The sequence below is a fragment of the Streptomyces sp. NPDC048415 genome, assembly GCF_040651675.1.
Classification (GTDB): Bacteria; Actinomycetota; Actinomycetes; order Streptomycetales; family Streptomycetaceae; genus Streptomyces.
Genome location: NZ_JBEZKJ010000064.1, coordinates 36,285 through 49,024 on the forward strand (window position 1 = coordinate 36,285; position 12,740 = coordinate 49,024).

A 12,740-nucleotide genomic window follows, 5' to 3' on the forward strand; every position below is an offset into this window, starting at 1 on the left:
GGGGGAGGGTGGGCACAGCGTGCAGCGCCGGGTGCCGTCTCGAGGGGATTCAGCCCCGATGGGGCCAGGCGGCCAGCTGGTCCGACCCATTCTCCCCCGCATAGCGGGCACACGCGTCGGTCAGGATCTCAAGGAGAGTCAGCGGATCAGGCAGGGCATGCTCCGGCCCCCGTACCCAATCGACCGTCAGGTCACCCGGCAGCTGCGCGGGCGGCACGAGGACATACGACCCCCGGCAGTGCCAGCGAAACCCCGGATGCTCGTCCATCGTCTCGGGATGGCAGTCCAGCTGGCAGGGCCACCACTCGTCCTCGTCCTCCGGCGTACCGCGCGTGAGGGTGAAGAAGAGCATGCGTCCGTCGCCGCTCTCGGCGACGGGCCCGACCTCGATCCCGGCGGCCAGCAGCCGCTCCAACGCCTCGCGCCCGGCGTCCAGCGGCACGTCGAGGACGTCGTGCACCATGCCGGTCGCGGTGATGAAGTTGGCCTTCGGCTGGTGCCGGGCCCACCGCTCGATCTGCGCGCGGTCGGTGGTGGACTGCGTCTGCCAGGCGAAGGAGATGGGGTGGCGGGCGGGGGTGGGACACCCGACGCGGTCACAGGAGCACCGGTAGCCGGAGGGGTACGCGGCCTGCGCGAGCGGCAGCCCCGCGGCGGCAGCGGCGAGCAGCAGGGCCTCACGCCCGCTGCCTGCGTTCTCCACAGGATCCTTCGGCCGGCGTCCACGCAGCCACTGGGAGATCCTGCCCTGCGCGCCGGAGCTGCGGCCGGACTCTGCGCTCATCTATCCCCTCGCCTCGCCGTAGTGCCCACGTCTTGCCCTCATGGTCCCACCATCCTGCGCCCCGGGTGGCCAGAGCCCACATCCGGGGTAGGTGGGACGTTGTGCCCTCCCGGCCCGAATAGAGGGTCATTGCCTTTCTTTATGTGATTATTCCCCTCGCTATGGTCGCCATGGTCACAACGACCGTGCGCCGGCGGGCGGGGACGCGAAACAACCCATTCGCCTCCCGCACGGACCGCACTCCCCGGCGCACCATGGGCATCAACTGCCCCTGCGGTTGCGTAAGGAGCCCTCCTTGCACCCTCCCCGCCGCGCCACACCCCGGCGCTACCTCATGTGCGCACCGGCCCACTTCGAGGTGACCTACGCCATCAACCCCTGGATGGACCCCGCCAAACCGGTCGACGTACCGCTCGCCGTCACGCAGTGGGAGGACCTCCGCGACCGCTACCGCTCCCTCGGTCACACGGTCGTGGAACTCGCCCCCCGTCCGGGCCTGCCGGACATGGTGTTCGCCGCGAACGGCGCGACCGTCGTGGACGGGCAGGTACTGGGCGCCCGGTTCGCACACCGTGAGCGCGAACCGGAGGCGGCGGAGCACCTGGAGTGGTTCCGCGCCCATGGGTTCGCGCGGGTCCGCGAGCCCGTTCACATCAACGAGGGAGAGGGTGACTTCGCGGTCACCGCGTCGTATCTGCTCGCGGGCCGCGGCTTTCGCGCGAGTCCCCTCTCGCACGGCGAGGCCCAGGAGTTCTTCGGCCGCCCGGTGATCGGGCTGGATCTCGTCGACCCCCGCTATTACCACCTGGACACCGCCCTCGCCGTCCTGGACGACTCGGCGGACGACGTCATGTACTACCCTCCGGCCTTCTCCCCGGGCAGCCGCGAGGTTCTGCGCCGGCTGTTTCCCGACGCGCTGACCGCCACCGACGAGGATGCCGCCGTGCTCGGCCTGAACGCGGTCTCGGACGGCCTGCACGTCCTGCTCCCTCAGGCGGCGACGGGCCTGCTCGATCCCCTGCGGGAACGCGGCTACGAGCCCGTCGGCGTCGATCTGAGCGAACTCCTCAAGGGCGGCGGCAGCGTGAAGTGCTGCACGCAGGAGCTGCGCTGTTAGGGCCTGTCGGCGGATCAGGTCGCAGAGAAGCAAGGGTCCCTGATCGGCGCAGCTGAGCGGGGGATGGTGCGTCCAGATGCAGGGCGGAGGAGGGCGGCGACGCGGCGCGTCGACAACCGACGACAACGCGGATGGGGGTCCCCTCGCGCGAGCGAAGCCGAGCGTGGGGGGAGGGCGTGCCATCCCCCCGTCTGCGACCTGATCCGCCGGGCAGGCCCTAACCCTCCGCGTCCGGCGCGGCCGGCGGCGGCCAGGCGTCGCCCCAGTCCGTGTCACGGGCCGCCCGGTACAGCGGCCCGTGACGCTTGCTCACCGTCTCGCGGCGCAGGGCCTCGTCCGGCTCGCACAGGTCCAGGAGCACCTGGCCCTTGCGGATCTGCGGCTTGCGGACGACGCGGGAGTGGGCCGGGGTGGGCGCGAAGCGGGTGGCGGCCACGTAGCTGAACTTCTCGTCCTCGTACGGCAGGGAGCCGCCCTTGACCTGACGGTGCAGGGAGGAACGGGCGACCCGGGCGGAGAAGTGGCACCAGTCCTCGCCGGGGACGATGGGGCAGGCCGCGCTGTGCGGGCAGGGGGCGGCGACGTGGAATCCGGCGCGGATCAGTCGGTCGCGGGCCTCGATGACGCGGGCGTAGCCGTCCGGGGTGCCCGGCTCGATGATCACGACGGCCTGCGCGGCGGACGCGGCGGCGTCCACGACGAAGGCCCGGTCGGCGTCGGTCAGTTCACCGAGGACGTACGACACCGTGACGAGATCAGTGCTCTCGATGGTGAGCGCTGCTCCGATACGAGAGCGCTGCCACTGCGCGGCCTTCAACTCCGGGTTCGCGGCGGCGATTTCCCTGCCCAGCGCGAGCGCCGGCTCCGCCCAGTCGAGCACCGTCACCGAGCGGGCGCCCTCCCAGGTCGCGTTCACCGCCCAAGTGGCGGCCCCCGTGCCGCCGCCCACATCCACATGGCCGGCCGGCGCCCAGCCGGGCACCGCGTCCGCGAACGCCTCCAGCGCCGCGTGCACCGCCTCGAACGTCGCGGGCATCCGGTACGCGGCGTACGCCACCACGTCCGAGCGGTCGCGGAGGATCGGCGCGTGCGTCGGGGTGGCGCCCCGGTAATTGGCGATCAGCCGCTCGACCGCCTGCGCGGCTGCCTTCGGCGGCAGACCGTCGAGCAGTCCGGCGAGGGCGGCGCGCAGGGTGTCGGCGGGGGGTACGGGGGCGTTCACCCCGCGATTCTACGGTCAGGCCATCGCCGGCCCGTCCGGCGTTTGAGGACGAGCGCGAGCGCGACACGGGAGTCTGGGGGCCGAGCCCGCAGGAACGGGAAGGGAAGGGGCGGAGGGGGCGAGCGCGAAGCGCGACACGGGGGTCTGGGGGCCGAGCCCCCAGGTACGGGAAGGGAAGGGGCGGAGGGGGCGAAAACCGCCGCGGCTCAAGTGCCCCGTACCGCCCGAGCCAGCCGCGTCGCCGCCGCCGCCCGCGGGGCGTGCGACGCCGGGCGCCGCCGCGGATGCACCGTGTTCGCCAGCAGCACGAGGAACGTGTCCGTCGCCGGGTCGAGGACCAGGGACGTACCCGTGAAGCCCGTGTGCCCCGCCGCACCCCGCCCCGCGAGGGCGCCCATGAACGAGGGCCGGTCGAGGGCGAAGCCGAGGCCGGGCGGGGTGAGAAGGAGTTCGACGAAGTCGGGGCCGAGGATACGGGCGGGGCCGTAGGAGCCGCCCGCGAGGAGGGTGCGGCAGAAGACGGCGAGGTCCCGTCCCGTGGAGAAGAGGCCCGCATGGCCCGCCACCCCACCCAGCGCCCACGCGTTCTCGTCGTGCACCACCCCCCGCAGCATCCCCCGGTCCGCCTTGCCCCACGGCCGCCGCTGATCCTCCGTCGCCGCCGCGCCCGGACAGGGACCGAAGCAGGTGGCCGTCATACCGAGCGGCCGTGTGATGCCGTCCCGGACGAGGACGTCCAGCGTGCGCCCGGTGACACGCTCCAGGACGTACTGGAGGAGGAGCGGGTTGAGGTCGGAGTACAGGAACTCGCCCGGTGCGGACGACGGGGCCTCCGCCCGGAGCAGGGCCAGCCGCGCCGCGCCGTCCGGGCAGTCGTGCAGCGGGAGTTCGGGTCGCAGCCCGGAGGTGTGCGTAAGCAGCTGTCGTACGGTGATGCCGTGCTCGGCGGCGGCGCGGAACTCCGGCAGATACGCGCCCACCCGCGCGTCGATGCCCAGCGTGCCGCGCTCCAGCTGCTGCATGGCGGCGACCGCCGTGAACAGTTTGGTGAGGGAGGCCAGGTCGAACGGCGTGTGCACGCCGGCCGGCACCCGTGCCCCCCGCGGCAACTCGACCCCCGTGTCGGTCTTCTCGTCGTACGCCGCGTAGCGCACCGCCCAGCCCGCCGCCTGCTCGACGGCGATGACCGGGCCCCGCCCCGCCACCAGTACCACGCCCGCCGCCCAGGGGTCCGCCCCGCGGGTGAGGGCGCGGACCTCCCGTACGAGGTGACGCAGTTCCTCGGGGTCGAGCCCGGCCCGTTCCGGTGTGTCGATGCGCAGTCTGGGTGCGCTCAGCTGTCCGCCGCCTTTCCTTCCGGTGTGCGTCCCGTCTGCCAGGGACGGCACAGTCCCACGAAGCAGGCGACGGCCACCAGTGCCGCGGCCAGTTGGACGACGGCCATCGGGACGGCGGTGTGCTCCCCCGCGATGCCGACGAGGGGTGAGGCGATCGCGCCGATGAGGAAGGAGGAGGTGCCAAGCAGCGCGGATGCCGAACCGGCGGCGTGCCGCACGCGCATCAGGGCGAGCGCCTGGATGTTGGGCGTGCCGAGGCCCATCGCGGACATCAGCACGAACAGCGCCGCGGCGACCGGCACGAGCCCGACCTCGCCGAAGACGCCGGTGGACATCAGGAGCAGCGCGGTCGCCGCGAGGGTGACGAGCGCGAGGCCGGCGGCGAGGGACTTTTCGAGGCGGACCCGGCCGACCAGGACCTTCCCGTTGACCTGGCCCATGATCACCAGGCCGACGGAGTTGAGCCCGAAGAGCAGACTGAAGGTCTGTGGGGAGGCGCCGTAGATCTCCTGGATCACGAACGGCGACGCGGAGATGTACGCGAACAGCGCGGCGAACACGAATCCGCCCGCGAGCATGTACCCGGTGAAGACCCGGTCGGCCAGCAGTCCGCGCATGGCGCGCAGCGCCTCGCCGACGCCGCCGCCGTGCCGCTGACCGGGCGCGAGGGTCTCGGGGAGCTTCGTCCAGACGACCACCGCCAGCGCGATGCCGACCGCCGTGAGGACCACGAACACGCCCCGCCAGTCGGTGACGCGCAGGATCTGCCCGCCGATGAGCGGGGCGACGACCGGGGCGACTCCGGAGATCAGCATCAGGGTGGAGAAGAAGCGGGCCATCGCCACGCCGTCGTACAGATCCCGTACGACGGCCCGGGCGATCACGATTCCGGCGGCGCCCGCGAGGCCCTGGGCGAGCCGGAGCGCGACGAGGAGTTCGACGTTCGGGGCGAGGGCGCACAGCGCGGTGGCCACGATGTAGACGACGAGGCCGGCCAGCAGCGGGCGCTTGCGGCCCCACCTGTCGCTCATCGGCCCGACCACGAGCTGTCCGAGCGCCATCCCCGCGAGGCACGCGGTGAGCGTGAGCTGCACGGTCGCGGCGGGCGCGTGCAGCGACTTGGTGACCGCCGGCAACGACGGGAGGTACATGTCCATCGCCAGCGGGGGCGTGGCGGTGAGACCGCCGAGGATCAGGGTGACGAGAAGTCCGGTACGGCGGAGGGCGCCGGCCTCCGCCGCCGCCTCCGGTGCGTCGGCGAGCACCGTGTTCGATGCGTCGGCGACCACCGTGTTCGGTACGTCGGCGACCACCATGTTCGATGCGTCGACCACCGCCTTCGGTATGTGCCCGTCCGGGCCCTTCTGGTCCCGCGTGGTGCGGCCACGCTCGGGCATGCGCCCCTCCCTCTCCGAGTACTCCGCCACCTATGCTCTCAGTTCGAACGGAGTGTTCGGGGTCACAGAGCAACCCGGGCCACAGAGCAAGGGGCGGGGATGACGGGCGAGCGCGCACGCGTGCGGTGGGGGATTCTGGCGACCGGCGGGATCGCCGCGGCGTTCGCGGCGGATCTCGTCGACATGCCGGACGCCGAGGTGGTGGCGGTGGCCTCGCGGACCGAGGCCTCGGCGAAGGCGTTCGCGGAGCGGTTCGGGATACCGAGGGCGTACGGGGACTGGGCGTCGCTCGCCGCGGACGAGGACGTCGACGTCGTGTACGTCGCCACCCCGCACTCGGCGCACCGGGTGGCCGCCGGGATGTGCCTGGAGGCGGGGCGCCATGTGCTGTGCGAGAAGGCGTTCACGCTGAACGCTCGGGAGGCGCAGGAGCTGGTCGCGCTCGCGAAGGAGCACGACAGGTTCCTGATGGAGGCCATGTGGATGTACTGCAATCCGCTGGTCCGGCGTCTGAAGGAGCTCGTCGACGAGGGGGCGATCGGCGAGGTCCGCACGGTGCAGGCCGATTTCGGCCTTGCCGGGCCCTTCCCGCCCTCGCACCGGTTGCGCGACCCCGCGCAGGGCGGCGGCGCGCTCCTGGATCTCGGCGTCTACCCGGTGTCGTTCGCGCAGCTGCTGCTCGGGGAGCCTTCGGACATCGCCGCGAGAGCAGTGCTCTCCGAAGAGGGCGTTGATCTCCAAACGGGTGCACTGCTCTCCTGGGAGAGCGGTGCTCTCGCTTCGGTGCACTGCTCCATCAGCGGCGGCACGGCCACCTCCGCCTCCGTCACCGGCTCCGAGGGCCGCATCGACATCCCGTACGGCTTCTTCTTCCCGGACCACTTCGTGCTGCACCGCGACGGCCGCGATCCCGAGACCTTCAAGGCCGATCCGGCGTCCGGCCCCCGCAACAGCCTCAAGCACGAGGCCGCCGAGGTGATGCGCGTCCTGCGCGCCGCCGAGACCGAGTCCCCGCTCGTCCCCCTCGACGGCACCCTCGCCGTCATGCGCACGCTCGACACGATCCGGGAGCAGATCGGCGTCCGCTATCCGGGCGAGACCGGCTGACCGGCCACGGCGGAACCCTCCCGTACGCTGCGGGTTCATGACTGACAGGCAGACGAAGACCGCGGTGGTGACCGGAGCGGGCTCTGGCATCGGCCGCGCGGTGGCCGTGGAACTTCTGCGCGCCGGCTGGTCGGTGGCGCTGGCCGGACGCCGGATCGAGACTCTGGAAGGGACGGCGGCCCTGGTGCCCGAGGGGACCTCGGTGGCCGTCCGGACCGACGTCGCGCGGCCCGACGACGTGGCCGCCCTCTTCGCCGCCGTGCGCGACCGCTTCGGGCGGCTCGACCTGCTGTTCAACAACGCCGGAACGTTCGGTCCGGGCGGTGTACCGCTCGAGGAGCTGCCGTACGAGGCCTGGCGGCACGTCGTGGACACCAACCTCAATGGCGCGTTCCTGTGCGCGCAGGCGGCGTACCGGCAGATGAAGGAGCAGGACCCGCAGGGCGGCCGGATCATCAACAACGGCTCGATCTCCGCGCACACGCCCCGGCCGCAGTCGATCGCGTACACCGCGACCAAGCACGCGCTGACGGGCCTGACCAAGTCGCTGTCGCTGGACGGGCGGCCGTACCGGATCGCCTGCGGTCAGATCGACATCGGCAACGCGGCCACCGACATGACCGAGCGGATGCAGACCGGAACGCTGCAGGCGAACGGCGAACTGGCGGTCGAGCCGGTGATGGACGTGGCCGATGTGGCGTGCACCGTCCGGCACATGGCGGAGCTGCCGCTGGAGGCGAATGTGCAGTTCGCGACGGTGCTGGCGACGGCGATGCCGTACGTGGGACGCGGCTGAGGCGACCGCGCCCGGGTCGTCAATGGCTCAACTTACACAAGCGGAAGCTGAACCTCCGGACCATATAGGCCGGTAGTGGGCTTATGCTCAACATCTCCTCCACCAGAGCTTCACACTTGGAGCAAGAGACTTCGGTACGACCACGGTCCACACCGAGGGGGAGGCGGCAGTTGTTCCGCGGCCCGGGTGGGGGCGGACCTCGCGCGGGACGGCGAGGTGTGCACCGGACCGCGGAACGGCTGCCCCGCAATCAGCGCCGGTGCCGTCCCTCCGCCGCATCGTCGGCGTCCCCGCAATCAACGCCGGTGCCCGTCCCTGCGCCGCATCGTCGGTCAGCGCCGGTGCCGTCCCTCCGCCGCATCGTCGGCGTCCCGGCGTCGGCGATTGCGCAGTGCCAGCGCCCCGCCCGCGAGCAGCGCGGCCACTCCCCCGGCGCCGCCGACCATCCCCCACGACGAGCCGTCCGCCGCCGCGCCGACCGGGGCGCCCGCCGCCGCCTTCGCCGCCTTCCGGGTGGGCGTCGCGCTCGCGCCGCCCTCGCTGAGCGGATCGACCAGCGTGCCGACCGGCTCAGCGTTCGCCGCCTTCCCGAAGCCCCAGTCGAGCAGCTGGGCCGTCTCCTCGTAGACGCCGCTGCCGCCGCTCTTGGGGTGCATCACCGTGACGAGGAGGGTCCGCCCGTCACGGGTCGCGGCGCCGGTGAAGGTGTTGCCGGCGTTGCTGGTGTAGCCGTTCTTCACCCCGATCAGTCCGTCGTACGTCCGCACCCCCCACGCGCCGGTGAGCAGGCGGTCGGTGTTCTGGATCTGGAAGGTCTTCTTGCCGCCAGCCGGGAACGCGACGGTCTTCGTCGCGCAGTAGCCGCGGAAGTCGGCGTCGGCGAGCCCGTGCCGGGCGAAGAGCGTCAGGTCGTACGCGGACGACAGCTGACCCTTGTGGTCGAAGCCGTCAGGACTGACCACCTGCGTGTCCAGCGCCTGCAGATCCCTCGCCTTGGCCTGCATCTGTGCGACCGTCTTGTCGATGCCGCCGTTCATATGGCTGAGCACGTGCACCGCGTCGTTGCCTGAGCGCAGGAACACGCCCTGCCACAACTGCTCGACGGTGTACGTGATGCCGGGCTTGATGCCGACGAGGCTGGAGCCCGCCGGGATCCCGGCGAGGTCGGCGGCGGTCACCTCGTGCTTCTCGGTCCGCTCGAACTTCTTCAGCACGGTGTCCGCGAACAGCATCTTCAGGGTGGAGGCGGGCGCGAGCCGCCGGTGCGCGTTGTACGCGGCGAGCACCTCGCCGCTGTCCTGGTCCGCGACGAGCCAGGCGCGGGCGGTGAGTCTCTTGGGCAGCCCTGAGGCACCCAGCATCTGAACTCCGGTGCGGCCGAGGCGCTCACCGCCGATCGTGGTCGCGGCGGACGCGGGGGCGGCGGCCCACGGGACGGCGGTGGCCGCGGCGAGACCGAGAGCGGCACGGCGGGACAGCCGAGAAGAATCACGCATCCCGGGACCGTACAAAGTGAGTCCGTGAGGCCGCACGGCGGGGTCACAAAGAAAAGTGAAGGCGCTCTCAAAGAGGCGGCAAAGGGGCGCGGGCCCACCCCCGTGCGCCCATCCACCGTCCCACCGGGAGACGCACACCGGGCGGGCCCGCTGTTCTTCACCGAAGGGCCACTCAACAGGCGTTTCCTGGCAGCAGACCCTTGAGACGTTAGGAATCAGCTGTCTGACGGAATATTGATTTCGGGCCTTGCTTTCTCAGCTCTCACACATCTCTTACTCAGCCCCGCTCAAAGGTTCCTCCATAGCTTGTGGCCGCGCCCACAGCGGGCGCCATGAACCTTTGAGGAACGGGATGTTTGGCATCTATCTCAAGCGTGAGCTGAGCCGGCGCAAGAAGGCGGCCCTGGTCATCGCCATGGGTCTGGCGCTCGGTATCGCGCTGGTCATCACCGTCAACTCGGTGTCGGCCGGCATGCAGCAGGCTCAGGACAAGGTCCTGAAGTCGCTGTACGGGCTCGGCACCGACATGACGGTCACCAAGGCCCAGGCCGCGCCGACGAGCAACTCCTCGGGCCGACCGAAGTTCAACTTCGACGCCAAGTCCAACGACAGCAAGGCGTCGCAGAGCTCGGACCGCGTGATGACGCAGGGCGGTCAGTCCCTGAAGTCCTCGCTGGTCACGAAGGTCGCCGCGCAGAAGGGCGTGTCGGAAGCGGTGGGCTCGCTGAGCCTGAACGTCACCAAGGTCAACGGCTCCTTCACGCAGGGCAAGGCGAAGTCGTCCACCACCACCCAGCAGCAGGGCGGCCCCGGCGGCGGCCAGGGCGGCAGCAGCACCGGCCAGCCGCAGGTGCAGGGCGGCGGCGCCTCCTTCGACGTGAACTCGTACTCCGTCGCGGGCGTCGACGTCACCAACCAGGGCCTCGGCCCGCTGGCCACCTCGAAGATCAGCACGGGCAAGACCTTCACGGCGGCGCAGACCAACGCGAAGGTCGCGGTGCTCAGCAAGTCGTACGCCAAGGAGAACAAGAAGACGGTCGGCAAGACCGTCACGATCTCCGGCACCAAGTACACGATCATCGGTATCGCCACGCCGGACAGCAGCGAGTCCACGACCGACGTGTACCTGCCGCTGAAGCAGGCGCAGACGCTGGGTGACTCCAAGGACAAGGTCACCACGATCTACGTCAAGGCGACCGACTCGAAGCAGATCAACACGGTCAAGGCGACCATCCAGAAGAACATCTCGGGTACGACGGTCACCACCTCCGCCGACCTCGCGGACACCGTCTCCGGCTCGCTGTCGACCGCCTCGAACCTGGCGACCAGCGTCGGCAAGTGGCTGTCCATCGCGGTGCTCGTGGCCGCGTTCCTGGTGGCGGCGCTGCTCACCTCCTCCGCCGTCTCCCGCCGGGTGCGTGAGTTCGGCACCCTGAAGGCGCTCGGCTGGCCCTCCCGCAAGGTCACCCGTCAGGTCGTCGGCGAGTCCATCGTGAACGGTCTGCTCGGCGGCGCGCTCGGCATCGCCCTCGGCCTCGGCGCGGCGTACGCGGTGACGGCGATCAGTCCGAAGCTGACGGCGGATCTCGGCTCCACCGGCGGCGGCATGGGCGGCGGACCGGGTGGCGGCGGACCCGGTCGGCAGGCGGCTTCGGCGGCCAAGAACACCATGGAGATCGCGCTGTCGGCGCCGGTCTCGCTGACCACCATCGCGCTCGCGGCGGGTCTGGCCATCGCGGGCGGTCTGATCGCCGGTGCGATGGGCGGCTGGCGCGCCTCCCGGATGCGCCCCGCTGACGCGCTGCGCAGCGTCTCGTAACTCGCCCTCGGGCTACCCCCCTTGAGCTGGGGCGCCGCGTCCGTTCCCCCCGGGTCGCGGCGCCCCACCCCCTTTCTTCCTCACCTTCTTCATCCTCGGAGAACCTCATGTACAAGCTCACCGGCGTCACCAAGCGCTACACGCGGGGCAAGGAGACCGCGGAGGCGCTGCGCGGCGTCGACCTCGCCATCGAGGACGGCGACCAGCTCGTCATCCAGGGCCCCACGGGTGGCGGCAAGTCCACCCTGCTGCAGATGATCGGCGGCCTGGACCGCCCGACCTCCGGCAGCGTCGAGCTGGACGGCGTGGACCTCGCCTCGATCAGCGAGGCGAAGCTGACCCGGCTGCGCGCCGAGAAGATCGGCATCATCTTCCAGGCGTTCAACCTCATCCCGACGCTGACCGCGCAGGAGAACGTCGAGACCGCCCTCGTACCGCTGGGTGTGAAGCCCGCGGAGCGGCGCGAGCGGGCGGCTCAGGCCCTGAGTTCGGTCGGCCTCGGCGACCGCCTGAGCCATGCGCCGAGCGAGCTGTCCGGCGGTCAGCAGCAGCGCGTCGCCATCGCCCGCGCGCTGGTCAAGAAGCCGAAGGTACTGCTGGCCGACGAGCCGACCGGCAACCTCGACGAGGGCACCCGCGACGACATCATGGGCCTGCTCGAAGGCCTGTGGCACGAGTACGGGCTGACGTTCATCATGGTCACCCACGACTCGTCCATCGCCCGTCGCGCGCCGCGCCTGGCGACCATCAAGGCCGGACGGATCACTCTGACCGAGCAGGGCGGCGCGCGCCGTGCGGCGCCTCAGCAGTACGCCCAGCAGCGGGGCTTCTGATCCGTCGGCGGCTGCGGGGCCGCTCGCCGTACGACAACGCGGTCGGCCTCGGTCAACCGCGCGGCGGCGAGCGGCCCTTCGGCGATCGCGCCCGCGTTCTTCGGCGTGTGCGGGGCGGTTACGCCTGGCCGGTCTCGAAGCGGGTGATCCTGCCGCCGTCGTCGACGGTGAAGCTCCACCGCGTCTTCATCTCGCCCCAAGTGTCGTTGTTGTAGCGGGCGATCAGGGAGTGGCCGCCGTTGGACTCGTTGTCGACGTCCATGTGGCCGTGGGAGGAGAAGATCTCCCGGTCGGTCCATTCGTCCAGGTCCCGGTCGGAGCCGTCGTCGGACATGGTGGCGCCGGGCGCGAGGAGCGCCTGGAAGGCCACGCGGTCGTGGGCGTTCACGGCGGTGACGAAGGCCCGGACGGCCGGATCGCTGAGTTTCGCTACCTGAATCGTCATGGCAGTCAGACTCACACCGGTCCCCGGCGCCCGCCACCCGAACGGCGGCCCGGGCACGCCCGACGGGTGTGATCGGTGCGACGGTGGACACGCGGGAGGGGCTGTTGCCGCCGTCTGCTGTCCGCCGTCTGCTCTGGGAGTCACCGTGACCTGTTTCGACCGACGTGATCTGGGACTGCTGCTGCTCCGCCTGGGCGCGGGCGGGGTGTTGGCCGCGCATGGGACGCAGAAGTTGTTCGGCTGGTTCGGCGGAGGCGGTCTCGAGGGGACCGGCGCGGCCATGGAGGCCATGGGCTACGCGCCGGGGAAGGCGAGCGCGACGGCGGCGGGCCTCGCGGAGGCGGGGGCGGCACGCTGCTGGCGCTGGGCCTCGCGACCCCGGCGGCC

At 71.4% G+C, this 12,740-nt stretch carries 11 protein-coding genes and 1 pseudogene; 6 read left to right on the top strand and 6 right to left on the bottom strand.

The genetic code is table 11. From position 1 onward, the window contains the following. Positions 1–49 precede the first annotated feature (49 nt). Positions 50–784 carry a bifunctional DNA primase/polymerase gene (locus AB0D27_RS31720; protein ID WP_362515657.1) on the bottom strand — a complete coding sequence of 245 codons (735 nt, stop codon included), beginning with the start codon at positions 782–784 and terminating at the stop codon, positions 50–52. Between the two features lie 295 nt (positions 785–1,079). Between AB0D27_RS31720 and ddaH the strand changes: the two genes are divergently transcribed. Then, the gene (gene ddaH, locus AB0D27_RS31725) at positions 1,080–1,901 is read left to right on the top strand and encodes a dimethylargininase (protein WP_362515658.1); all 822 of its coding nucleotides are present in this window, start codon (positions 1,080–1,082) and stop codon (positions 1,899–1,901) included. A 217-nt stretch (positions 1,902–2,118) separates the two neighbouring features. On the opposite strand, the gene AB0D27_RS31730 is transcribed toward ddaH, so the two are convergent. The 3 genes from AB0D27_RS31730 to AB0D27_RS31740 form a co-directional block, all read right to left on the bottom strand. Then, a complete protein-coding gene (locus AB0D27_RS31730) occupies positions 2,119–3,123 on the bottom strand; it encodes a small ribosomal subunit Rsm22 family protein (RefSeq protein ID WP_362515660.1) in 1,005 nt (334 codons plus the stop codon). A 206-nt stretch (positions 3,124–3,329) separates the two neighbouring features. Then, entirely contained in the window at positions 3,330–4,502 is a 1,173-nt protein-coding gene (locus AB0D27_RS31735) for a serine hydrolase domain-containing protein (RefSeq protein ID WP_362515675.1), read from the bottom strand. Beyond that, a complete protein-coding gene (locus AB0D27_RS31740) occupies positions 4,457–5,857 on the bottom strand; it encodes a multidrug effflux MFS transporter (protein WP_362515661.1) in 1,401 nt (466 codons plus the stop codon). Before AB0D27_RS31740 ends, AB0D27_RS31735 begins: the two co-directional genes overlap by 46 nt. Before the next feature lie 99 nt (positions 5,858–5,956). On the opposite strand from AB0D27_RS31740, the gene AB0D27_RS31745 reads away from it, so the two are divergent. Further along, positions 5,957–6,964, top strand: a complete 1,008-nt coding sequence (locus AB0D27_RS31745) for a Gfo/Idh/MocA family oxidoreductase (protein ID WP_362515663.1) — start codon at positions 5,957–5,959, stop codon at positions 6,962–6,964. A gap of 37 nt (positions 6,965–7,001) precedes the next feature. Beyond that, the gene (locus tag AB0D27_RS31750; RefSeq protein ID WP_362515665.1) at positions 7,002–7,760 is read left to right on the top strand and encodes an SDR family oxidoreductase; all 759 of its coding nucleotides are present in this window, start codon (positions 7,002–7,004) and stop codon (positions 7,758–7,760) included. A 332-nt stretch (positions 7,761–8,092) separates the two neighbouring features. Here the strand turns inward: AB0D27_RS31750 and AB0D27_RS31755 are convergent, their stop codons facing one another. Next, a complete protein-coding gene (locus AB0D27_RS31755) occupies positions 8,093–9,256 on the bottom strand; it encodes a serine hydrolase (protein ID WP_362515667.1) in 1,164 nt (387 codons plus the stop codon). A gap of 352 nt (positions 9,257–9,608) precedes the next feature. On the opposite strand from AB0D27_RS31755, the gene AB0D27_RS31760 reads away from it, so the two are divergent. Both AB0D27_RS31760 and AB0D27_RS31765 read left to right on the top strand, forming a co-directional pair. Beyond that, a complete protein-coding gene (locus AB0D27_RS31760; protein ID WP_362515669.1) occupies positions 9,609–11,075 on the top strand; it encodes an ABC transporter permease in 1,467 nt (488 codons plus the stop codon). Between the two features lie 107 nt (positions 11,076–11,182). Continuing rightward, positions 11,183–11,908, top strand: coding sequence for an ABC transporter ATP-binding protein (locus AB0D27_RS31765; protein ID WP_362515671.1), 726 nt, complete (start codon positions 11,183–11,185; stop codon positions 11,906–11,908). Between the two features lie 118 nt (positions 11,909–12,026). Here AB0D27_RS31765 and AB0D27_RS31770 read toward each other — a convergent pair whose 3' ends face one another. After that, on the bottom strand, positions 12,027–12,353 hold the full coding sequence (locus AB0D27_RS31770) for a nuclear transport factor 2 family protein (RefSeq protein WP_362515673.1): 327 nt from the start codon (positions 12,351–12,353) through the stop codon (positions 12,027–12,029). 145 nt (positions 12,354–12,498) lie between these two features. On the opposite strand from AB0D27_RS31770, the pseudogene AB0D27_RS31775 reads away from it, so the two are divergent. Further along, positions 12,499–12,740: pseudogene (locus AB0D27_RS31775) on the top strand (DoxX family membrane protein); the annotation flags it as partial.

Excerpts from the sequence above, each read along its gene's own strand:
- AB0D27_RS31745 (WP_362515663.1), top strand. The coding sequence starts at position 5,957 with ATGACGGGCGAGCGCGCACGCGTGCGGTGGGGGATTCTGGCGACCGGC.
- AB0D27_RS31740 (WP_362515661.1), bottom strand. The coding sequence starts at position 5,857 with ATGCCCGAGCGTGGCCGCACCACGCGGGACCAGAAGGGCCCGGACGGG.
- AB0D27_RS31755 (WP_362515667.1), bottom strand. The coding sequence starts at position 9,256 with ATGCGTGATTCTTCTCGGCTGTCCCGCCGTGCCGCTCTCGGTCTCGCC.
- AB0D27_RS31720 (WP_362515657.1), bottom strand. The coding sequence starts at position 784 with ATGAGCGCAGAGTCCGGCCGCAGCTCCGGCGCGCAGGGCAGGATCTCC.
- AB0D27_RS31765 (WP_362515671.1), top strand. The coding sequence starts at position 11,183 with ATGTACAAGCTCACCGGCGTCACCAAGCGCTACACGCGGGGCAAGGAG.
- AB0D27_RS31770 (WP_362515673.1), bottom strand. The coding sequence starts at position 12,353 with ATGACGATTCAGGTAGCGAAACTCAGCGATCCGGCCGTCCGGGCCTTC.
- AB0D27_RS31750 (WP_362515665.1), top strand. The coding sequence starts at position 7,002 with ATGACTGACAGGCAGACGAAGACCGCGGTGGTGACCGGAGCGGGCTCT.
- AB0D27_RS31760 (WP_362515669.1), top strand. The coding sequence starts at position 9,609 with ATGTTTGGCATCTATCTCAAGCGTGAGCTGAGCCGGCGCAAGAAGGCG.